The sequence below is a fragment of the Glycocaulis sp. genome, assembly GCF_050485565.1.
Taxonomy (GTDB): domain Bacteria; phylum Pseudomonadota; class Alphaproteobacteria; order Caulobacterales; family Maricaulaceae; genus Glycocaulis.
This window is the reverse complement of record NZ_JBJHBQ010000001.1, coordinates 1-20,811: the sequence shown is the minus strand read 5'-3', so window position 1 is coordinate 20,811 and position 20,811 is coordinate 1. Positions and strand designations below refer to the sequence as shown.

Sequence of the window (20,811 nt, the reverse complement as noted above, 5' to 3'; positions counted from 1 at the left end):
CGAGAGTTACCAAATCCCAGCCCATGCCTGTGGAAAAGCACCGGGACCATTTTTCAGCTCTCGAAACATTCCATGGGTCCCCCGTCAGGGCGGGGGACCCCGGTGGAGGGGTCAGCGCTGATACTGGATATATAGCGGTGTCAGCAAAACAGCCGGGGTCTCCCGCACCGACGGGAGACCCAGCTTTTTTTCTGATGCTCAGCCCATCCGGGCTTCGCTCCTCGCATTAGCTCGGACGCCCATTCGGGCTTGCGGCGGCCATAGGCCGCCCGAAAAGCGCAACCGCGCGCCCGAGCTAATGCGAGGAGCGACGGGGCGGATGCCCCGGAGCATCACTAAAACTAGTGCCTGTAATCCTGGATGCGGGTCGTGCGCAGGCCGGCCAGGCCATGACGCTCGATAGCGCGCTGCCAGCCGAGAAACTCCTCGACGGTCAGGCGATAGCGCTCGCACGCCTCGTCCAGGCTGATCAGCCCGCCGCGTACCGCAGCGACCACTTCCGCCTTGCGGCGGATCACCCAGCGCTTGGTGTTGGCCGCCGGCAGGTCAGCCACCGTGAGCGGGCTGCCATCGGGCCCGATCACATAGTTTTCTTTTTTGATACGACGTTCCATCCAACCCGGTCCTTCCACCACGAAGGCGCTCTTAATGGCGCTCTTGATGGGACCGTTATACGCGAGACCTTTTAACGACGGCCTAAACGCTTTGGTAAATCTTCTACAAATCAGCGGTTTAGAAATGATTCACCCCGGCGGGGGCTTTTTCCTGTCCTCCCTCACATCCGTTCGGTCGGTTCCGCGAAAAGTCGCGGGCGGGCGGTTGCCCTTTTCGGCGGCCTATGGCCGCCGCAAGCCCGAACGGGCGTCCGAGCTCGTGCGAGGGGCGACGCGCGGATGCGCGGAGCACTAATGAAACAAGCGCCCCCGCGGAGCCGGTGTGCCGTTAGGCACACTCGGCGTGAGCGAGAAAGATTACCGCTTCATCTGGATCGCTTCAGCCATCATCTCATCGGCCGTGGTGATGATGCGTGACGATGCCGAATAGGCGCGCTGGGTGATGATGAGATTGGAGAACTCTGTCGCGATATCGACATTGGAGTTTTCCAGCGCCTTGGGGGCGATCTGGCCGGACGCACCGGCACCGGGAATGTTCAGCGTGAACGCGCCCGATTCCGGCGTTACGTAGAAGGCCGAGCCGCCAGCCGTTGCCAGCCCGTTCGGGTTGGCCACCGTGGCCACCGGGATCTGGTAGATCTGGCGCACCACGCCATTGGTGAAGCGCGCCGAGACAAAGCCCTGCGTGTCCACATCCACGCTGGCAAAGGCGCCGAATATCGCACCATTGACCCGTGTGGAGTTGAGCGTGGACGGGCTATCATACTGGGTGATGCCGCCGGGCGTGCCGGCCGCGCCCAGATCCAGCTGGATCGACTGCGCTCCAATGCCCGTACCGGCTGACCACTGGAAGTCATTGGCCCCCAGCGGTGCGGCATTGTCCGACCCCAGGAAGTTGAGGCTCGACGGCAGGGTGGTGTTGGCTACATCGATCTGGCCATCGGTGTTGAAGGCGAGAACGCCGGTGGCGATCTGGCCGGAGTTCAGGCCAGCGCCCGTGGTGATGTCGGTCGCCGGGTCGATATGCAGCTCGGCGTGCCAGGTATTGGCATTGGCCGCTTTCAGCAGCGACAGTGTTACCGAGCGCACACCGCCCTGGCTGTCATAGATCTGGATGGTGCGCTGGAAGTCGGCCGTCACCGCGCCGGACGCCATATTCTGCGCCGGGTCGGTGGCATCATAGGTGGCAGCAGCCGGAGACACTTCCTGGCTGGCCTGCAGATTGGCGTTGATGCGCACCGATGAGGTCGCTTCCGCCGCGCCGCCGATATTGGACAGGTTGATGGCTTCAAGCTGGTCCAGATTGGACGGATTGGCATTGACCGTGCCGTCGGCCTGTACCGGCCAGCCATAGAGATACATGCCCGCCGCATTGCGCAGGAAGCCGGCAGAGTCTGTCTCGAAATTGCCCGAACGCGTGAACAGGACCGGATCAAACCCGGTCGCGTTCTGGGAGTTTGGGCGCACCACGAAGAAGCCATTGCCGTCAATGGCAAGCGAGGTGGAGGAGCTGGCCGGGTTCAAGAGCCCGCTGGTCGACACATCCAGCTTGGAGAGCGTCGAGGTGCCGCCGGCCGCGTAGCGCACATCGCCTGCGCCGGAGGTCAGCGAGTAATTGGGGAAGAAATTCGTGTTCACGCGCTTGTAGCCGACCGTGTTCACGTTCGCGATATTGTCCGAAATCCCCGCCAGGGCGGAGGAGTTGGAGATCAGGCCGGAGGCACCGGCCGCCAGGGCTGAATTGAGGCTCATTGTCTTGCTCCTGCTTATTTTTTGGTTTTCTGGAACGTTCTGTGTTGCGGGGTCACTGGCCGGAGCCTTTCTGGGGCGGCCTGTCGGGTATCGGGTTAGGAGACGGCTTCAGGCTCGTCCTCGTCATCATCGACCGGGTCGGTCACGGGTGGTTGTTCAACCGGGTCGGGGGGTAGTTCACGCAGGCGGATAATGCGCGAGGCTGGCACCTGCATGCCGCCCACCTCGACGATGGCCTGGCCATTGCTCAGCTCCACGCCGGTCACGCGGCCACCAACCAGGACACCGACATCCTCGATGCGCTTGCCGTCCGCGTCGTAGGCGACAACTTCGAGATGATAGACGCCGTCAGGCAGTGTATTGCCCTCTGTGTCCTTGCCATCCCAGACCAGGCGGTGGTCACCGGCGCCGGTCTGGCCATTGATCGTGCCAACCGTCGCGCCTTGCTCATTGGTGATGACAAGCTGGGTGGAGGTGGCGTCCTGCGGCAGCTGGTAGGTCCACTCGGCGCGGCCTTCATTGAGCAGCGAGCCAGTGGTTTCCACCAGCGCGTACTTGCCGATGTAATCAACACTGGAGAGCTGGGCGAGCGCGGCCTGGACGTTCAGAAGCGCCTGAATGGCCTGTGTGGACTGGATCTGCTGCTCCACGGAGGAGAATTGCACCAGCTGGGAGACGAACTCTTGCGAATCCATCGGGCTTAACGGGTCCTGGTTCTGCAGCTGGGATGTCAGCAGGGTCAGGAAGGTATCGAAATTGTCCGTCAGGCTCTTTGCCGAAGATGCCGTGGTCGTCTGGTTGACGCCGCTTGCAGCCTGCTGGGCCTGGGCAATGGGGTTTAGGTCAGTCATCGGATCAAATCCTCATATCCACGCCTGCCCGCCCGGCCATGAGAAAGCCGTAGCGGCTTACCGGCGCGGGGGTGGAATTATCTGAAAGGGTCAGATTGCTGGCGGTCTCCGGCGCAGAGGTTTCCTTCTCGCGGTCCGCAGCCCCCTCTTCATCCTCGCCGCCTTCGCTCAGCGCAAAGCCGATCGCGTTTTCGCCGAGATCCAGCCCGGCATCGGCCAGCGCCTTTTCCAGCTCGCGCGCATTGCGCTGCAGCTCGGCCAGCGCTTCGGGCTTGTCAGCGGTCAGCATGGCCTGGACGGAGCGGTCAGCCCCGATCTCCAGGCGCACCTGCACCCGGCCAAGCTCTGGCGGATCGAGACGGATATCAAAACTGCGCGACCCGTCGGCAAAGCGCCGGGCGATCATCTGGCCCAGCTCGGCCACATGACCCGATGCCATGCGCAGATGCGGCAGAGCCGATGTCGTGCGGGTGCCAGCCACGCTGGCGCTGTCCTGACGCGCCAGAAGCGCAGAGCTGCTTTCAAGGCGGATCTCGCCGCCCTCGCTGCTCTGATGCAGGTCCGGCAATTCCTGGGCCGGAAGCCCGGCTTGCAGGGCGGTCAGCATGGCCGCCATGGACTGGGTGGCGGGGATGGCCGGTTGCGGCATGCTGGAGGCAGCCGGTGCGGGCGCCGGCGCGTTCATGGCGGTACGCTGGGGCGCGGGCGCATCCTTCGAACCGGATTCTGCCTTTTCAGTCATGGCGCGGGCATTTTCAGAGCTATCACTGCCGCGTGTGCCGCCGCGCTCCATCTCACGCCGGATGGCGGCGGCATTGGAAACTTCGCCATCGGCCTTTGCGGGCTGGGCGGCAAGGTCAGCTTTTGCCTGCTGCGGGCCTTGCGCGGTGCCCGCCTGCTGGGCGTCTGCCGTGCGCGCTCCGCCTGTCTGGTCGCTGGCCGGTGCAGACGGCGGAGCCGGGCGCTCAGCCGCGCCCTGCTGGGCGGCATCCGGTCTTGGCTGGGCTGCGCCCTGCTTTGCGGTGTCTGTTGCTGGCTGGGCCGTAGCTTGCGGAGCCGCATTCGATCTTGGCTCGGCCTGCGGGGTTCGCGGCTCGGTGGTCTGGCGCTGCTCGTGACTGGCGGGCTGGGGCGCGCCATCTTTAGCTGCAGGAGCTGCAGGGGCAGCCGGTTCGGCCCCGGCGCTCTTGGCGTCCTCGCCCTTGCCGGCCGCGTCGCTGGCATCGTCAGAGCTGTCGTTTTCAAGTGTGCCAGCTACAGGTGTGCCTGTCTGCACGTCTGTAGCGGTGCCTGTAGCCTTGGGCTGACCGTCAAACAGGCTGTCGGGGCGGATATCGGACGGTTCGGGCTCGTTTGCCGCAATGACTTCGCCGCTATCGGGGGCCGCGCTGTCTTCAGATTGTATGGCCGCGGCGTTGGGCTCAGTGCCGGGATCGCCGCCATCCTCGCTCTCTTCAACGTTCACCGCCACTTCCGGCATGTCCGGCTCTGCCGGTGCAGAGGGCGCGGGCGCTGGTGCGGGCTGCCCAGACAGGTCTGCGCTGGTCTCTGTGTCTGCGCCCACCGTCTTGGCCTGCCCGCCTGACTGGCTGGCAGATGATTTTGCCGGCGCGGCCTTGTCACCAGCCTCGCCGGCAAGCAGGGCCTCGAAATCGCCTGCGCCTTCTGCGTCGCCGCCAGAGGCGCGCGCAGCATCGCTGCGGCCCGCAGTTGCGGTGGCAAACAGCATGTCAGCAATGGCAAAGCCAGGCAGCATGGGCGCGGCAGTCCTTCGACAAGACGATCAGGATGTTGCGCGCATTTTGCGGCGGGCGGCGTTTCATGCCCTTGGGGCAGGAGCCGGTCAGGCCATGGCTTTCAAGCTTCATGCCAGTGAAAGGTTTTCAAATTTATCAATAAAAGCAATTAGATAGAATATGGCGCGCGCTGGCGCGAGCCTGCCGGGCGGCAAAAATTCCCCTGTCACCGTGCCGAGTCTTGCCGGGTTGCACGCGTGTCTGAGCGCGCACAGAGCTTTGCGGGGTTCTGGCCCGGCTTTTGCCCCTTACAGAGACGGCTTCTGATCCGCTCATGTTCGCGTATCAGGCGCAGAGGAAGTGTAAGGCACGTTATTTCAATGGCTTGTGCAATCAAAACCTGGACGGAGCGGTCGGTTGAACCCTCCCATGCCATCGGCAGGATTTGCCGCCCTGTGGAGGGTTTTGCCCATCTGCGTGCCTTTGAGCGTGCCGCAACTGCCAGGGGAGGCGCGTCATGGCGCTGAACGGAATTCTCGGCAATGCGATGTCCGGCATCCAGGCCAGCCAGCTGGGGATGCGTTCGGTCTCCAACAATATCGCCAACGTCAACACGCCTGGTTATGCGCGCACCAAGGTTGATCTCATCGCCCGCTCGGCGGCCGGGATGGGCATGGGCGTCCAGGTGGCGGGCATCACGCGCGTGGCCGATGTCTTCCTGCAAGCGGCCTCCCTGCGTGCCGGTTCCGACGCGTCAAAAGCGACGGCGAGCGCCGCCATTCTCGACCGGCTGCAAAGCCAGTTCGGCGGCACCAATGATGCCGGATCGCTTTATGGCCGGCTGGTAAAGGCTTTTGAATCCATCGGCGCGGCCGCGGTCGACCCGTCCGAGCGGGTGGCGCGCCTGTCTGCAGCCTCCGACCTGCAATCCTTCTTTGATGAGGCCAAGCGTCTGTCAGCAGAGGTGCGCGCGCTGCGCGATGAAACCGACCGGCGCATTGGCAGCGGCGTCGAGCGCGTCAACGAAATCCTCACCGAGCTGCAATCGCTCAACACCCAGGCCCAGACGCTCAACGCGTCGGGTTCGGATTCAACCGGCGTGACCAACCGGCAGGCCGAACTGCTGGATGAGCTGTCCGGCCTGATGGATATCCGCGCAGAGGTGCAGCCCGACGGGCGGCTTTTCGTGCGCACCGAGAACGGTACGGCCCTTCTGGACAATGCCCGGCTGCAGCTGAGCTATGTGCCGTCGGGAACGGGCGCTTATGGCGCTGATTACGGGCGCATCACGGCGGTGGTCTCGTCCTCTGGGGCCACGGTTGACCTGACCAGCTCGATCCGCTCAGGAGAGCTGCGCGCGCTGATGGATATGCGCGATATCGAGCTGCCGGCCATCGCCGCCCAGCTGGCCGAGTTCACCTCCGGCACCGCCGATGCGCTGAACGCCGCGCACAATAATTCCGCCTCCTATCCGCCGCCTTCTACCATGAACGGGCGCAATACCGGGCTGCTGGCTGCCGATCTGCTGGGCGGCAGCGGCAACGCTACGCTGGCGGTCGTGACGGACGGCGGCGAGCTGGTGAACCGGATCGATCTGGAGTTCACCGCCGGCGGCTTCACGGTCAACGGCAATGCCGGAACCACAGTTGATGATCTCGTCACCCAGCTCAATGCAGCGCTGGGCGGCGATGGCACGGCCAGCTTCTCCGGCGGGCGTCTGGTTATCAATGCGACCGGGCCGGGTACCGGGCTTGCAGCGGTGCAGGACGAGGACAGCCCGTCGGACCTCGGCGGCGGACGGGGCTTTGCGCACTTCTTCGGGCTGAACGATGTCATCACCTCCGCGCGGCCATCCTTCTTCGATACGGGGCTGGGTGCCGCCACGCCGCTGGGTACCAGCGCCGGGCAGGAGATGACCTTCCGTATCTCGACACCGGACGGACGGTCCTCCACCGAGATCACCATTCCGGCCGATCAGGCAAGCCTGGGTGACTTCGTCAACGCGCTCAACAATCCGGCCAGCGGCATGGGCGGGTTTGGCACCTGGTCGCTCAATGGCGATGGCGCGCTCAACTTCACCCCGTCGGGCCCCTACGCCAATTACGATTTCGATCTTGTCGGCGACACCACCTCGCGCGGCGATACAGGTCTTGCCCTGTCACAGCTGTTTGGCATTGGCGATGCGGCGCGCATGTCGCGCTCCGAAGCGTTCTCGGTGCGTAATGATCTGCGCAGCAATTCCTCGGCAATCGCGTTCTCCCAGCTGGATATCGGCGCAGGCACCGTGCCGGGCGATCTGGTGCTGACCGAGGGTGACGGGCGGGGCGGGCAGGCGCTCTACAACGCGTTTTCCAGCTCACGCCGCTTTGACGGGGCGGGCGGGTTTGCCGCGGGCACGGCCACCTTGCAGGAATATGGCGCGCGGCTGGCCGGCGATGTCGGCACGCGTGCTGCGCGCGCCGAACGCGCTGCGGATTCTGCCCTGTCGGTCAAACAGGCCGCTGACCGCAAGCGTATGGATGTCGAGGGCGTCAACATGGATGAGGAACTGGCCAACATGATCCTCTACCAGCAGGCGTATAACGCCGCCGCGCGGATGATCCAGGCGTCCAAGGAAATGACTGACGTATTGCTGAATATGGGCCGCTAGTAGCCAGGAGGTTTGATCGCGATGCGCATTTCAACACAGGCCGCCTCCCAGTCCGCGCTTCTTGATCTGATGCGCGCACAGCGCGAGCTTTATGAATCCAGCCAGCAGATTTCGACCGGCATGAAGGCACCGGACCTGAAAGGCTATGGCAATCAGGCCGAGACGATCCTCTTCGCGCGCGGCGCGCTGGCCCGTTCGGACAATTTTGTCGATGCCAGCAAGCGCCTCGCCAGCCGGCTGGACGTGCAGGATCTGGCGCTCAACGAGATGTCCGATGCCGTGCAGGAATTGCGCCTGGCGCTGACGACCAATGACGGCACCTTCCTGATGGATGATGTGCAGTCGGCGTTCAGCCGTTTCACGGCCGCGATAAACACGCAGTTCAACGGCTCTTTCATCTTTGGCGGCACGCGCACCGATGCGCTTCCCTTTACCGCCAACACGATTGGTCAGGTTCAGGGCGCAGCCGACATCGCCGATCTGTTCCAGAACTCCGCCAAATCCCAGACCGGCCGGATTGAAGAGAACACCACGGTCGAGACCGGGTTTCTGGCCAGCGATCTGGCGACAGAGCTGATGGAGATTTTCGCCCGCATCGCCGACTTCAATGACGGCCCGGACGGACCGTTTGACGGCACCGTCACCGGGGCGCAGCAGAACTTCCTCTCCACCGAGATCGGCAATGTCATCGCGGCGTTTGAGAATATTTCCGTCGCCCTTGGCAAGAACGGCTCGATGCAGGCACGACTGGAAAGCGCCCAGCGCAGCAATGTCCAGCGCTCGGACTATCTCACCGGCATGATTGCCGGGCTGGAGGAGGCAGACATGGCGGAGGCCGCGACGCGCCTGGCACAGGCACAGGCCGCCGTTCAGGTGTCAGCTCTGGTCTTCTCTGACATGAGCCAGGTCTCGCTCCTGCCCTTCCTGCGCTAGGGCCTGCGCTAGCCGTAGACCACCAGGCTCAGCCATTCGGCGGCGAGGGCAGGGGTCTCCGAGCCTTCAATCTCCACCGCGCAGCTTTGCACCAGCTGGATCTGGCCGGGCTTGCGCTCTTCCGCTTTTGCCAGTGTGAACTTGCCCCGGATACGCGAACCCACCCGGACCGGGGAGAGGAAGCGCACCTTGTCGAAGCCGTAATTGATGCCGATCACCTTGTCAGGGAAGGCCGGCAGGCTGGATTCAGCAAAATGGGAGAGCAGAGAGAGCGTCAGGAAGCCGTGGGCGATGGGTCCGCCGAACGGCGTTTCCTTTGCCGCCCGCTCCGGGTCCACATGGATGAACTGATGATCCAGTGTTACGTCGGCAAAGGCGTTTACCCGTGCCTGATCCACCTCAAACCAGTCCGAGGTGACGGTTTCCCCGATGCGGCTTGCGTACTGCTCCAGAAGGCTCATGCCTTTTCTCCCCTTATTGTTTTGTTGTCAGGCTTGATGCCTATACCAGCTCTTTAAGTGCTTCAGCCGAAAAATCAGCCAGCGCGTCAAACCGGCCATCGCGGACCTTGGCCGCCCATTCCGGGTCGGACAGCAGCGCGCGGCCAATGGCAACGAGATCAAACTCGCCATCCTCAAAGCGTTTCAGCAGACCGTCCAGAGACGCCGCCGGAGAACCCTCGCCCATGAAGGCACCGAGGAAATCGGAATTGAGGCCCACCGACCCCACGGTGATGACCGGCTTGCCGGTCAGCTTTTTCGTCCAGCCCGCCAGATTGAGGTCAGAGCCTTCAAATTCGGGAATCCAGAAGCGCCGCGTCGAGGCATGGAAAATGTCCACGCCAGCGTCGGAGAGCGGGCTGAGGAAGGCTTCCAGCTCTTGCGGGGTTCCGGCCAGGCGCGCGCCATAATCCTGCTGCTTCCACTGCGAATAGCGCAGGATAAGCGGCATGGAGGCGGGCATTTCGGCGCGTACCGCGCGGATGATTTCCTCGGCGAAGGTGAGACGCCCCTTCATATCACCGCCAAACCGGTCGGAGCGCCGGTTGAGACCTTCCCAGAAGAACTGGTCGATCAGATAGCCATGCGCGCCGTGTAGCTCGATCGCGTCAAACCCGATGCTGGCAGCGGCTTTTGCGGCCTTGGCAAAGGCGTGGATCGTGTCGGCAATGTCCTCCTCGCTCATCGGCTCGCCAATGGTCTTGCCATTGGGAAGAATGCCCGACGGGCTGTCGGAGGGGGCATCCGGATGGGGGCCGGTGCCGGGACGGCGGGCAAGGCCGACATGCCAGAGCTGGGGCGCAATCTTGCCGCCCGCCGCATGCACGGCGTCGACGACTTTCTTCCAGCCAGCCAGCGATTCCGGAGCGTGAAAATTCGGTATGGCAGGATCGAAGCTCGCGCCCGGACGGTCAATCGTCGTGCCTTCGGTGATGATGAGGCCGACCGCATTCTCTGCCCGGCGGCGATAATAGGCCGCTACGTCATCGCCTGGCACCCCGCCCGGCGAGAAGGAGCGCGTCATCGGGGCCATCACGATACGGTTGGCAAGGGAGAGCGAGCCCAGCTGGAAGGGCTGGAACAGGGCGGCAGCATTGGTCATGGAGAAATCCCGGACGGATGAAGGGATGAAAGGATGTGTCCTGATCAGATGGAGCATGTTGCACTGCGGTCAAGGCGCTGTCTCCCACTTTGATGCAGCGCAGCGCCCGTGATAGACAGGACCATCAGGACAATGCGGGAGATAGCATGAACCGGTTTGACCGCGACTTCACCGGCGAAGCCAAGCTGGAATATGGCGATGCCGACTTCATGATACTGGAGCCGGGCGCCTATGTGCTGTGCGCGGTCACGGGCGAGAAAATCCCCTTGAACCAGCTGCGCTACTGGAGCTCCGAGCTGCAGGAAGCCTTCAAGGATGCACAGGCCGCGACCAAGCGCTGGCTGGAAATTCACTCAGAGCCGGGAATGCAGACATGATCGGACTTCTGGCCTCCCTGCTGGCAATTACCAGCCCCGAGCCCGCGATTGCGTGCAGCGGTGAACACCGCCAGGGCGGCGTGCTGGTCTGCCGTACCGCGCCGGGCGCTCTGGTCCGGCTGGATGATGTATCCACCCGCGCCAATGACGAGGGCTGGGTCATTCTCGGCCATGACCGCGATGCGCCCACCGAGACGCGCCTGCGCGTCAGGGTCAATGGCGAATGGGTGTTCGATGCGCGCTATGATGTGGCACCGGCCGAGTACGCCATCCAGCGCATTGACGGTCTGCCGCCCGCCATGGTCAGCCCGCCGCCCGAAGTGCTGGAACGCATTCGCGCCGAAGGCGTGCGCAAAGGCCAGGCCCATGCCTCGCGCTGGGAAGGTGACGGGTTCCTGTCAGGCTTCATCCAGCCGGTAGAGGGGCGTATCTCCAGCCGGTTTGGCGGCCAGCGCATCTATAATGGCGAGCCGCGCACGCCCCATTATGGCGTTGATATCGCCGCGCCGACCGGCACGCCTGTGCTGGCACCGGCAGGCGGCATTGTCCGGCTGGCCGATACGGACATGTATTTCGAGGGCGGGCTGATCTTCATCGATCACGGGCAGGGCTTCAACTCGGCCTATCTGCACCTGTCCGAAGTGCTCGTGGAAGAAGGTGATGTCGTCGAGCAGGGCCAGCTCATCGCGCGCGTCGGCTCGACCGGGCGCTCCACCGGTCCGCACCTGTGCTGGCGTATCCGCTGGCACGGGCGCAATGTCGACCCGTTCGCCACGCTGGACGTTCAGCCCTCCGCCTTGCGGTAAACATCCTTGGCAAAGCGCCGGTGCACCCAGAACCACTGGGCCGGCGTGGCCAGAATCCGTTCCTCGATAAAGCGGTTCATCGCCGTCATCGTTTCGGTCACGGCGGCATTGCGCTCGGTGGCCACCGGACGGGCCAGAGGCTCGTGTATGCGCACGATGAAATTTGGTCCCTGCGAACGGGCAATCGACATCGGGATCATGGCGGCGTCATAGCGCAGCGCCATGCGCGCGCCGCCGGATGCACACATGGCGGGCATGCCGAAGAAGGGCGCCTCGATCCCGTCATTCATCTTCTGGTCGACCATCATCGCCACCGGGCGCGCCTCCTGCATGGATTTGAGGATGATGCGCGCGCCGGCATCTCCCTTGGGCGCAAAGACATGCCCGCCCATGGAGGCGCGCCGGCCACGCAGCCGGGCGTCGATATAAGGGTTGTTCAGATGCCTGTAGACCAGGCAGCAATCGGGCGCTTGCGTAGCCACCGTACCCACCAGCACTTCCCAGTTCGCGAAATGCCCGCCGAAAAGCAGGATGGGGCGCTGCTGGCGCTGCAGCTCGTGCAGTATGTCCAGCCCCTCAATGCGGACCTGCTCGCCCTGTCCGCTGACATCCATGCGGCCCAGCAGCGGCAACTCCCCTGCCACGCGGCCTAAATTGTCCCACATCGCGCCCAGCAGGGCGTCGATCTCGCCGGAGTTCGCGTGCGGAAACACCAGCTCCATATTGCGCCGGGCGATCTGGTGCTGGCGCATCAGTGGTCCCAGCCGCGAGACAATGGCCGAGCCGGTATCGCTGGCCCGCTCCATGCCCAGAGCGCGCATCGACGCTTCATATCCGTCGAACAGGGCCGTTTCCGCGCGCCAGCCTGCACGTTTGAGAACCGAACTCATGGCTTCATCCCGCCCAAAGCGTCGGCCAGACAATCCCTGATCCGCGCCTCGTCGGCAAATACCGCCTGCACCGGATAGTCCAGCACCGTGTCGCGGAACCCGGCGGGCAGGCGCACATGATCCTTGCCGGTGGTAATCAGGCGCGCATTCCAGCTGTCCGCCAGATCGGCAAGGCGTTTGAGATCGCTGGCGCTGAAGCGGTGATGATCGGGAAACTGGATGGCATCGGCAATGTCACCGCCCGCCGCTTTGAGCCCGTCGAAGAATTTCTGCGGGCGGCCAATACCGGCAAAGGCCAGCAGCTTGCCCTCCGGCACTGGTCCGGTAGGGGCAAGCCAGGCGCGGAAAACCGGCCTGTCCAGAGTGTCGAGCTTCAGCTTTGCAAGGTCCGGCAGGGTGTCGCCATCAGGCATCATCACGATCACGGCGTCGGCGCGGGCAAGCCCGGCGCTGACAGGCTCGCGCAAAGGGCCTGCCGGGAAGATCGTCCCCGGCCCCCAGCCCGTCTCGCCATCGACCACAACGAAAGAGAAATCCTTGTGGAGGGTGGGGTTCTGGTGGCCGTCATCCATGACGATGATGCTGGCACCCTGTTTCACTGCCAGCTGCGCACCGGCGGGCCTGTCCGGCGAAATGACCGCAGGCGCCACGCGCGCCAGCAATAGCGGCTCATCGCCCACATCATCGGCGCTATGGCTGGCCGGATCGACCCTTACAGGCCCTTTCAGCCGCCCGCCCCAGCCGCGAGACAGGGCAAACGGTGTGGCCCGCATCTCGGCCAGCATGGCCAGGAGAGCCGCGCTTACCGGCGTCTTGCCGGTGCCGCCAAGGGTCAGATTACCCACACAGATCACCGGCACATCCGCCTTGAAGGGCGTCGTGCGGGCGATGCGCGCCGCACCCGCGGCGGCATAGGCCCAGCCCAGCGGAGACAGGAGCGCACGCGTGACCGCGCCGGATGAGCGGCCAGCCTTGTCATTCCAGAAGGCGGGCGGGCGCATCAGCGTGCCTCCGAAGGCGTGTCGAGAAGGGATAGCAGCCTGCGCGTGGTGGTCTCCAGCACATTGCCGGTCAGGGCCTCCAGGGCGGTCTGACCTGCCGCCACGCCTTCTCCCTCACCGGCCCAGTTGCGCCGGACGGCTTCGGCAAGCCCGCCTGCATCCTGCACCGTTGTTACGGCGCCATGCGCCTCATAGGCGTCGTAAATGTCGGAGAAGCTGTCACGCCATGGACCGGAAATCGCCGCGCAGCCCAGTCTTGTCGCTTCGATCGGGTTGTGTCCGCCAATGCCCGGCTTGAGACTGCCTGCAATCAGCGCGGCAGGAGCCAGCTCAAACCAGAGCGCCATTTCGCCCAGCGTATCGGCCAGCCATACCGGCACGTCCTGGCGCGGCGCTTCGCGAAGGGAGCGTCGGGCGAATTCGAGCTGACGCTGGTCAAGAAGCGCGGCAATGGCATCGGCCCGGTCAGGATGGCGCGGCACCAGTATCAGCAGGGCGTCACGATGGCGGGCGAGCAGGTGCTGATGGGCATCCAGCACGATCTCTTCCTCGCCTGCATGCGTACTCGCCGCCACCCAGATGGACCGCCCGTTCACTATGGTCCGTGCAGCATCCAGCTTGTCGTTTGACGGCATGGGCGGCAGGATTTCCAGCTTCAGATTGCCCGCCACCGGCAGCGCCCGGCCCAGCAAATGGCCCAACCCGCGCGCGGTGCGCCCATCCGCCGGGCTGATCCAGTCAAACAGGCTGACCAGTGCCTTGCCCGAGCGCTGCCAGCGCTGCCAGCGGCGCAAGGAGGCGGCGTTCATCCGCGCATTGACCAGCGCCAGACGCGCGCCGGAGCGCGCCGTTTCAACGATGAGATTGGGCCAGAGCTCGCTCTCCACAAAGGCGGCAACATCCGGCTTCCAGTGCGCGGCAAAGCGCCGTGCCGCCTTCGGTGTATCGGCCGGCACGTATTGATGGATCACGCCGGGCGGTGCTTCGCGGCCCACAAGCGCGGCTGAGGTGATGGTGCCGGAGGTCAGCAGCACGTTGAGACCGGGCCGCGCCTCGATCAGCGCAGCGGCAAGGGTAAGCGCGACACGGCTTTCGCCAACGCTGGCGCCATGGATCCAGACAAGGCTGCCATCGGGCCGGGGCAGGGAGGCGTGACCGAGGCGTTCGCCAATCCGGCTCTCATCTTCCTTGCCTTTGGCCGCGCGCGACGACAACAGGGCAGGGGCCAGCGGCGCGGCCAGCCCGGATGCGAGGCGATAGAGGGAGAGGGCAGGGGGCAGGCCGGTCATGCTTTGCGCGCGCCTCCTGGCGGTGCCGGTTCAACCGGCTCCACGCCGCAGGCCAGGTCCGCTTCGCGCGTCAGCGCAATCAGCGTCTCCTCCAGCCAGACACGCGCCGCTTCGCGGTCTTCGGCGGTGGGATTGTCCGGCAGCTGGTAGGGCTCGCTCCAGATGATGACGCCGCGCGAAAACGGGAAGGGCAGGACAAAGCGGTCCCAGGAGTTGAACACCTTGCGCCAGCGGATCGACCATCCGACGGCCAGCAGGGGCGCGCCGGTGGCCTCTGCCAGCCGCAAGGCACCCGGTGTGACGCGCATGCGCGGGCCTTTGGGGCCGTCCGGCGTAATGGCCATCACGCCGCCATCTTCCACATGGCGCACCATGGCGCGATAGGCGCTCATCGCGCCCTTGTCGTCGAAACTGCCATCGCGGCGGCGCTTGCGCGTCGAGCCGCGAATGCCGGCCACTTTGTGGTGGGCGGCAGCGCGCGCGATGATGTCGCCATCGGCAGAGCGCGAAACCAGAATGGCGGGCGGCTGGGTACGCGGCGGCCAGAGCGCAATGCTCATCAGCAGGCGGCCATGCCAGAACGCGCCAATGACGCCGCCGCCGCGCGCGGCAATCTCGCGCATGGCCCCGGCGCGGCGCACATCCCAGCGCGTGGTGTGCTGGACCAGCGACATATACCCCCCCATCAGCGCGCCGAGGGCGATCTGGAGCGGAGGAAAGCTGAGGACGGACCGGGCCATGTAGTGTTGCTGGCCAGAGCGCCGCCCTACGTCAAGCATGAAGTGTTGTTGCGCGTGCCGCCATCACCGCTTAAGTCCCGCTCCATGACAGCGAATTTTGACGATCCGGCGATTCTCGCCCGCGCCCGCCGCAGCCTGATGTGGGACGATCATGGCGTGCTGCGCCGGGCCTGGCACAATCACCGCCATGTGGGCGGGCAGATGTGGCGGGGCAATCAGCCCGACCCGGAGCGCATTGCCTGGCTGGCAGACGAGGGTTTCAAAACCATCCTCAACCTGCGCGGCGTGCAGCCCGGCAGGGCCTATTATGATCTTGAGCACTGGGCGGCGAAGAAGCACGGGCTGACGGTGATCGATCTGGGCTGGGGATCACGTGAAGCGCCCTATGTGGAGCGCATCGAACGCCTGATCGAGGTGTTCAACACAATCGAGTATCCCGCCTTCATGCACTGCAAGTCAGGCTCTGACAGGGCTGGCATTGTCGCCGTGATGTACCTCATCCTGCATGAGGGAAAGCCGGTGGAAGAGGCGGTCTCGCATCTCTCGCTCAGATATGGTCACGTCAAGCAGGGCAAGACCGGCATGCTGGACCATTTCTTCCAGCTCTATCTTGACCGCAATGCGCAGGAACCCATCGATTTCCTGACGTGGGTCAGGACCGAATATGACCGGCAGGCCTGCCATGACGGCTTCATGGCCAGCTGGTGGGGTTCCGTCCTCACGGAACGTCTATTGCGCCGGGAATGATGCCGGCATTAACTGCCACCAGGCGTTAACCTGTTATATGATAATGTCCTTCTCCATTGGGAGGGCAAATGGGCCGTCACCACATATCACTGAGCCCGGATCGCTCAATCGTGATTGTCGCCGTTTCCGGCGCCCGTGACACCTCAACCTATTCACAGAGCACGCCCGACTTCCTCGAATTTTTCCTGTCCCAGCCCGCCCGCAAGGTGCTGTTTGACACCAGGCTCGCCTACGCCGCGGTCGACAGCGGTAAGGCCATGGGCCTGGCGGAAGCCTGTGGCCGGCAAATGCCCGCCAGCCGGGTTGCCATCGTGGCGCGCGAACTTGATTGCGCCTATGCTCGTGTCTGGCGGCGCGGCCTGAGCGCTACTGGCCATGAAGCTTTCGTCTTTGAGTCGGTTGCCGAAGCCGATGCCTGGCTGCGCTCGGAAGCCGACGAGGACACGCTCTACGTCGCCTGAGCGCCGCCATCCTCACGGAACTGGATACGGCATAGCTGGGCATAAAGCCCGCCTGCCGCCACCAGATCGTCATGGCGGCCTTCCTCGACCACCCGGCCCTGATCCATCACATAGATCCAGTCCGCATTGCGTACGGTGAACAGGCGGTGCGCGATGACGAGCGTAGTGCGCCCTTCGCTCAAATGCTCCAGAGCCGACTGCACACGCTCCTCTGACTGTGCATCCAGCGCCGATGTGGCCTCGTCCAGCAGCAATATGGGCGCGTCTTTCAGGAGCGCGCGGGCAATCGCGATGCGCTGGCGCTGCCCGCCGGAGAGCAGATTGCCGCGCGGCCCGGCGCGGAATTCATACCCGCCGGACAGGCTGGCAATGAAGTCATGCGCGTCGGCGGCCTTTGCGGCGGCCTCGATGGCGTCCTGATCGGCCTCCAGTGCGCCAAAGCCGATATTGGCGGCGATGGTATCGTCAAACAGGGTGGTGTCCTGACTGACCAGCGCCAGCGAGCCGCGCACGCTGGCAAGCGTGGCCCTGGCGATGTCCTGCCCGTCAATCTCTACCGTGCCGGACTGGGGATCAAACAGGCGCGCGATGAGGTTCAGAACGCTGGTCTTGCCCGAACCGGACGGCCCGACAAGCGCGACCGTCTTGCCAGCAGGCACTTCCAGAGAGACCCCGTTGAGGGCCGGAGCGTCCGGGCCATAGGCGAAGTGCACGTCTTTGAGCGCTATCGCCCCGCCTTTGAGTTTCAGCGGCTTTGCCCCTGAGCGCTCCACCAGGCGCGGGTCTTCATCAAGCAGGTTGAAGACGCGCTCCAGCACGCCCATGCCTTCCTGTATCGCACCGGCCAGTGAGCCAAGCGCGCGCAAGGCAGGACTGACGATCAGAAGCGCTGCGATCACGCCGAGGAAGCGGCCTACATCGCTATCGCCCGTCGCCATGCGCCAGCCCGCAACGGCAAATATCCCGGCCAGTGCTACGCCGCCCGCCACTTCCATGAGCGGTTCGATCTTGGAGCGGTCGCGCACCATCGCCTGCAAGAGCTGGAAGCGTTCCTGAAAGGCCGTGCGCGAGCGCCCGCGGGCATAGTTTTCGAGCGAGAAGGTCTTGATGAGGCGCGTGCCGCTCAGGGTCTCTTCCAGAAAGCTCGTCACATTGCCCATCTGGTTCATCACGCTAAGCGAGCGCTTGCGGATGATCGCGCCAAGGCGCAGCACCGGCGCACCGGCCAGCGGCAGGATCAGCAGCAGCAAAAGCGCCAGCACCCAGTCCAGCCAGATCATCACCGCCACCCCGCCAATCACCTGCAGCGTGTCGCGGGTGAGGTTGTTGGCGGCGCGCACCAGGCTTTCGCGCAAGGTGGTGATGTCATTGGTAAAGCGCGAGACCAGCGAGCCTGCGCCCTCGCCCTGCAGGCGGGCAAAGTCGGCGTCCATCAGGCGGGCATACATGGCCGTCTGCAGATCGCGCATCACGCCCAGCGCCAGCCGGTTGGTGGCCAGCGTCTGCCAGTAGAGGCTGAGGCTGCGGATCAGCACCAGCGGCAGCACGATGGCCGGCGCCAGCCAGATGACGCGCGCATCGCGCAGCTCCATCAGCGCGGTCATCTCGCGCACCACCAGCGCATAGCCGCTTACAGAGGCGGCTGTAACGGCAGACAGGAAGAGGCCCAGCAGGAGCAAAGGCCATCTGGGCGCGATCCAGCCGGAAAACAGCCGCGCGGCGAGCGCGAGCGTTCCGGCCGATTGCGGGCCGGAGCGTACCGGAAGGGCGGGATCGCTCAGCGTCCTTGCCTCTTAGCCCTGCGGTCCGCCATTGGCGGGGTCCAGCAGCTTGTGGGCGTGGATAATGAAGAAACGCATGTGGGCGTTGTCCACGGTGCGCTGGGCGGCGGCCTTCCAGGCCATGCGCGCGCTCTCATAGTCGGGAAACGCGCCGACGAATTCCACGGCGTTGAAGTCCTTGAACTCGTGAACATCGGGGCGAACCTCGGTCAGTTCGCCGCCAATCACGAGATGGAGAAGCTGCTGGCTCATGGTGATTCCTTTATCCGTCCGGCAAGCTGCTCCAATAGCAAAGCATGGAGCGCCGGACCAGCCGCGATGGGCGCTGGCTGGCGGTGGCTTTCGTCATCATAGCTGAGCGTCGCGCCGTCCGGCGAGGAGAGACGCCCGCCCGCCTCACTCACGATGAGGTGGCCCGCTGCCAGATCCCAGTCATTTTTCGGGCGCACCGCGACCAGCCCGTCGGCCTGTCCGCTGGCGGTGAGGGCGAGCCTTAGCGCAACAGAATTGATGTGGATGGTCTCCGCGCCGATGGCGCGCAGATCACCCAGCCTTCCCGCATCGCCCAGCAGCTTTGCGCCCGCAATGGCGGTTTGCTGCGAGACCTGCAGGCGGTCGCCATTACACAGCGCGCCTTCGCCGCTGACGCTGGTGTAAAGCTCCCCGCGCGCGGGCGCACAGATCACGGCAATGACCGGCTGGCCGTTTTCCACGACGGCCAGCGAGATGCAGAAATCGGTACGCCCCTTGATGAAGGCGCGGGTGCCGTCAATCGGATCGACGACAAAGATGCGGCCCGATGAGCCGGGTTCGGCCCGGCTTTCCTCTGACAGCCAGCCATAATCGGGGCGGGCGTTAAGCAGCGTGTCTTTCAGGAAGGCGTCGGCGGCCATGTCGGCTGCGCTGACCGGATCACCGGGGCGTTTCTCCCAGTGTTTCAGGCGTGCGCCTTTGCCGAAATACTCCATGACGAGGTGGCCGGCATCGCGCGCCGCCCCGGCCAGAAGATCGAGATCGGCGCTAGCGCCCGCCAACGGAGAGCGCGTCCACCAGCACGCTGGGGGCGTTGATCCGGCCGGAAAATTCCAGATCACTGCCGGGTTGCAGCCGCGCGAAAATGTCCAGCATGTTCCCGGCCACCGTGCTCTCGCTGACCGCGCCGGCGATCTTGCCGTTCTCGATACGGTGGCCAGCCACACCGACCGACCAGTCGCCGGTATTGGAATTGAGCGAGGCGCCGAACATCTCGGTGACCAGCAGGCCATTACCCGCATCCGCGATGAGTTCGGCGCGCGAGCGCTTGCCGGGGGCCAGATGCAGATTGGATACGCTGACCCCCGGCGGGCCGCCCGGATCGGCGCTGGCATGGCCTGTCAATGGCAGGCCGAGCTGGCGGGCGCTGGCGGCGTTGAGAAGCCAGCCGGTCAGCACGCCATCCTCGATTATCGCGCGCGGGCGTGTGGCGACGCCTTCGCCGTCAAAGGCGCGGCTGCCATGGCCCCAGGGCTTTAGCGGGTCTTCAACAATGTCGATGCCTTCAGCGAAAATCTGCGCGCCATTCTTGTCGCGCAGGAAGGACGTGCCGCGCGCAATTGAGGGCCCGGAGATCGCGCCCAGCAGCGCGCCAAGAAAGCTGGTGGCCACGCGCTCATCAAAGACGACCGGCATCTTGCCCGATTTCATCTTTTCTGCGCCCAGTCGGGCTACTGCGCGCTCGCCGGCAGAGCGGCCCAGCTCTGCAGCGCTGCGCAGGGCGGCGCGCTGGCGCATGGAATGCTGGTCGTAATCGCGCTCCATCGCCTCGCCGGATTTCGCGATAGCCGCGATCCCGCGCGACGCCATGGAGCCGCGCTTGGCACCGGTGAAGCCGGTGGAGGTGACCATCACGGCGGCGTTGGCCGAGAGGCTGGCGCCGGAGCTGGCGACCATCGCCACCCCGTCAACGGCGCGCGCTGCCGCTTCCATCTCGAGGGCCTCTGCCTCCAGCTTTGCCGCGTCCCAGTCCATATCCTCGTAGAGATCGATATGGGGGATGGTACGGGCGAGCTGGTCAGGCTCGACGAGCCCGCAATACGGGTCTTCAGGCGCCACGCGCGCCATGGCAATGGCGCGTTCCACCGCAAGGCCAGCGCCTTCGTCGGTGAGGTCGGAAAAGCTGGTGCCTGCCATGCGCTTGCCCATGAAGACGCGCAGGCCCGCGCTGCGCCCTTCGGAGCGTTCCACGTCCTCCAGCGCGCCTTCGCGCACCGACACTTCCAGAGAGCGAGCCTCGCCAAGGATCACCTCAGCGGCGTCCGCGCCGGCGGCCATGGCGCGTTTGAGCAGGCTTTCCGCCAACGGCAGAAGGGTATGGGTGTCCGGTCCGCTGCCGGGCGAGGCGGGGGTGGTTGCGTTTTTATCGGTCATGGCCACCGGCTATAGCGGCGGGACTGGCGGCCCGCAACGGCCCGCAGCCCGTTCAGCTCAGCGCGTACCACAAAATGGCAATACCGCCTGCCAGATAGACGATGAGGGTGATGAGCGCGCCGCCAAACCGGCCAAAGCTGGTGCCCGAACTGCCCGTCAGGCCAAAGGCGTGCAG

The 20,811-nt window shown here is 64.7% G+C and carries 20 protein-coding genes; 6 read left to right on the top strand and 14 right to left on the bottom strand.

What is annotated here, in order from left to right:
• Positions 1-341 precede the first annotated feature (341 nt).
• From ACQ5ID_RS00100 to ACQ5ID_RS00085, 4 genes are all read right to left on the bottom strand, one after another.
• Positions 342-614, bottom strand: a complete 273-nt coding sequence (locus ACQ5ID_RS00100) for a DUF1153 domain-containing protein (RefSeq protein ID WP_371392442.1) — start codon at positions 612-614, stop codon at positions 342-344.
• A gap of 357 nt (positions 615-971) precedes the next feature.
• Entirely contained in the window at positions 972-2,366 is a 1,395-nt protein-coding gene (locus ACQ5ID_RS00095; RefSeq protein ID WP_429910451.1) for a flagellar hook protein FlgE, read from the bottom strand.
• Between the two features lie 95 nt (positions 2,367-2,461).
• Positions 2,462-3,217, bottom strand: coding sequence for a flagellar hook assembly protein FlgD (locus ACQ5ID_RS00090; RefSeq protein WP_429910450.1), 756 nt, complete (start codon positions 3,215-3,217; stop codon positions 2,462-2,464).
• A gap of 4 nt (positions 3,218-3,221) precedes the next feature.
• A complete protein-coding gene (locus ACQ5ID_RS00085) occupies positions 3,222-4,973 on the bottom strand; it encodes a flagellar hook-length control protein FliK (RefSeq protein WP_429910449.1) in 1,752 nt (583 codons plus the stop codon).
• A 497-nt stretch (positions 4,974-5,470) separates the two neighbouring features.
• Here ACQ5ID_RS00085 and flgK point away from each other — a divergent pair, with 497 nt between their 5' ends.
• Both flgK and ACQ5ID_RS00075 read left to right on the top strand, forming a co-directional pair.
• Complete coding sequence (gene flgK / locus ACQ5ID_RS00080) at positions 5,471-7,603, top strand: flagellar hook-associated protein FlgK (RefSeq protein ID WP_429910448.1); 2,133 nt, start codon at positions 5,471-5,473, stop codon at positions 7,601-7,603.
• Positions 7,604-7,624: 21 nt separating this feature from the next.
• Positions 7,625-8,536, top strand: a complete 912-nt coding sequence (locus ACQ5ID_RS00075) for a flagellin (RefSeq protein ID WP_429910447.1) — start codon at positions 7,625-7,627, stop codon at positions 8,534-8,536.
• 8 nt (positions 8,537-8,544) lie between these two features.
• Here the strand turns inward: ACQ5ID_RS00075 and ACQ5ID_RS00070 are convergent, their stop codons facing one another.
• Together ACQ5ID_RS00070 and ACQ5ID_RS00065 are read right to left on the bottom strand one after the other, a co-directional pair.
• Entirely contained in the window at positions 8,545-8,997 is a 453-nt protein-coding gene (locus ACQ5ID_RS00070) for a MaoC family dehydratase (protein ID WP_429910446.1), read from the bottom strand.
• A 40-nt stretch (positions 8,998-9,037) separates the two neighbouring features.
• A complete protein-coding gene (locus tag ACQ5ID_RS00065; protein WP_429910445.1) occupies positions 9,038-10,138 on the bottom strand; it encodes an NADH:flavin oxidoreductase in 1,101 nt (366 codons plus the stop codon).
• Positions 10,139-10,284: 146 nt separating this feature from the next.
• Between ACQ5ID_RS00065 and ACQ5ID_RS00060 the strand changes: the two genes are divergently transcribed.
• Both ACQ5ID_RS00060 and ACQ5ID_RS00055 read left to right on the top strand, forming a co-directional pair.
• A complete protein-coding gene (locus tag ACQ5ID_RS00060; protein WP_371392434.1) occupies positions 10,285-10,515 on the top strand; it encodes a DUF2093 domain-containing protein in 231 nt (76 codons plus the stop codon).
• Complete coding sequence (locus ACQ5ID_RS00055; protein ID WP_429910444.1) at positions 10,512-11,321, top strand: M23 family metallopeptidase; 810 nt, start codon at positions 10,512-10,514, stop codon at positions 11,319-11,321. Before ACQ5ID_RS00060 ends, ACQ5ID_RS00055 begins: the two co-directional genes overlap by 4 nt.
• Here ACQ5ID_RS00055 and ACQ5ID_RS00050 read toward each other — a convergent pair.
• Genes ACQ5ID_RS00050 through ACQ5ID_RS00035 form a run of 4 tightly spaced genes read right to left on the bottom strand, consistent with a single transcriptional unit; the run spans position 11,300 to position 15,241 of the window.
• A complete protein-coding gene (locus tag ACQ5ID_RS00050) occupies positions 11,300-12,211 on the bottom strand; it encodes a lysophospholipid acyltransferase family protein (protein WP_429910443.1) in 912 nt (303 codons plus the stop codon). The two genes, ACQ5ID_RS00055 and ACQ5ID_RS00050, sit on opposite strands and share 22 nt — an antisense overlap.
• Entirely contained in the window at positions 12,208-13,212 is a 1,005-nt protein-coding gene (gene lpxK / locus ACQ5ID_RS00045) for a tetraacyldisaccharide 4'-kinase (RefSeq protein WP_429910442.1), read from the bottom strand. The genes ACQ5ID_RS00050 and lpxK overlap by 4 nt, the downstream gene beginning before the upstream one ends.
• Positions 13,212-14,501, bottom strand: coding sequence for a 3-deoxy-D-manno-octulosonic acid transferase (locus ACQ5ID_RS00040; RefSeq protein WP_429910441.1), 1,290 nt, complete (start codon positions 14,499-14,501; stop codon positions 13,212-13,214). Before ACQ5ID_RS00040 ends, lpxK begins: the two co-directional genes overlap by 1 nt.
• Positions 14,498-15,241, bottom strand: a complete 744-nt coding sequence (locus ACQ5ID_RS00035) for a lysophospholipid acyltransferase family protein (protein ID WP_429910440.1) — start codon at positions 15,239-15,241, stop codon at positions 14,498-14,500. Before ACQ5ID_RS00035 ends, ACQ5ID_RS00040 begins: the two co-directional genes overlap by 4 nt.
• Before the next feature lie 84 nt (positions 15,242-15,325).
• Between ACQ5ID_RS00035 and ACQ5ID_RS00030 the strand changes: the two genes are divergently transcribed.
• A complete protein-coding gene (locus ACQ5ID_RS00030; RefSeq protein ID WP_429910439.1) occupies positions 15,326-15,988 on the top strand; it encodes a fused DSP-PTPase phosphatase/NAD kinase-like protein in 663 nt (220 codons plus the stop codon).
• Positions 15,989-16,056: 68 nt separating this feature from the next.
• Complete coding sequence (locus ACQ5ID_RS00025) at positions 16,057-16,449, top strand: hypothetical protein (protein WP_429910438.1); 393 nt, start codon at positions 16,057-16,059, stop codon at positions 16,447-16,449.
• Here ACQ5ID_RS00025 and ACQ5ID_RS00020 read toward each other — a convergent pair.
• From ACQ5ID_RS00020 to ACQ5ID_RS00005, 4 genes are read right to left on the bottom strand one after another with little or no spacing between them, the layout of a single operon-like run.
• Positions 16,437-18,230 carry an ABC transporter ATP-binding protein gene (locus tag ACQ5ID_RS00020; protein WP_429910819.1) on the bottom strand — a complete coding sequence of 598 codons (1,794 nt, stop codon included), beginning with the start codon at positions 18,228-18,230 and terminating at the stop codon, positions 16,437-16,439. The two genes, ACQ5ID_RS00025 and ACQ5ID_RS00020, sit on opposite strands and share 13 nt — an antisense overlap.
• Positions 18,231-18,242: 12 nt before the next feature.
• A complete protein-coding gene (locus tag ACQ5ID_RS00015; protein WP_429910437.1) occupies positions 18,243-18,482 on the bottom strand; it encodes a DUF4170 domain-containing protein in 240 nt (79 codons plus the stop codon).
• Positions 18,479-19,264 (bottom strand): 3'(2'),5'-bisphosphate nucleotidase CysQ, encoded by a 786-nt coding sequence (locus tag ACQ5ID_RS00010; protein WP_429910436.1) that lies wholly within the window; start codon positions 19,262-19,264, stop codon positions 18,479-18,481. The genes ACQ5ID_RS00015 and ACQ5ID_RS00010 overlap by 4 nt, the downstream gene beginning before the upstream one ends.
• Positions 19,251-20,636, bottom strand: coding sequence for a TldD/PmbA family protein (locus ACQ5ID_RS00005; protein ID WP_429910435.1), 1,386 nt, complete (start codon positions 20,634-20,636; stop codon positions 19,251-19,253). The genes ACQ5ID_RS00010 and ACQ5ID_RS00005 overlap by 14 nt, the downstream gene beginning before the upstream one ends.
• Between the last annotated feature and the right edge of the window lie 175 nt (positions 20,637-20,811).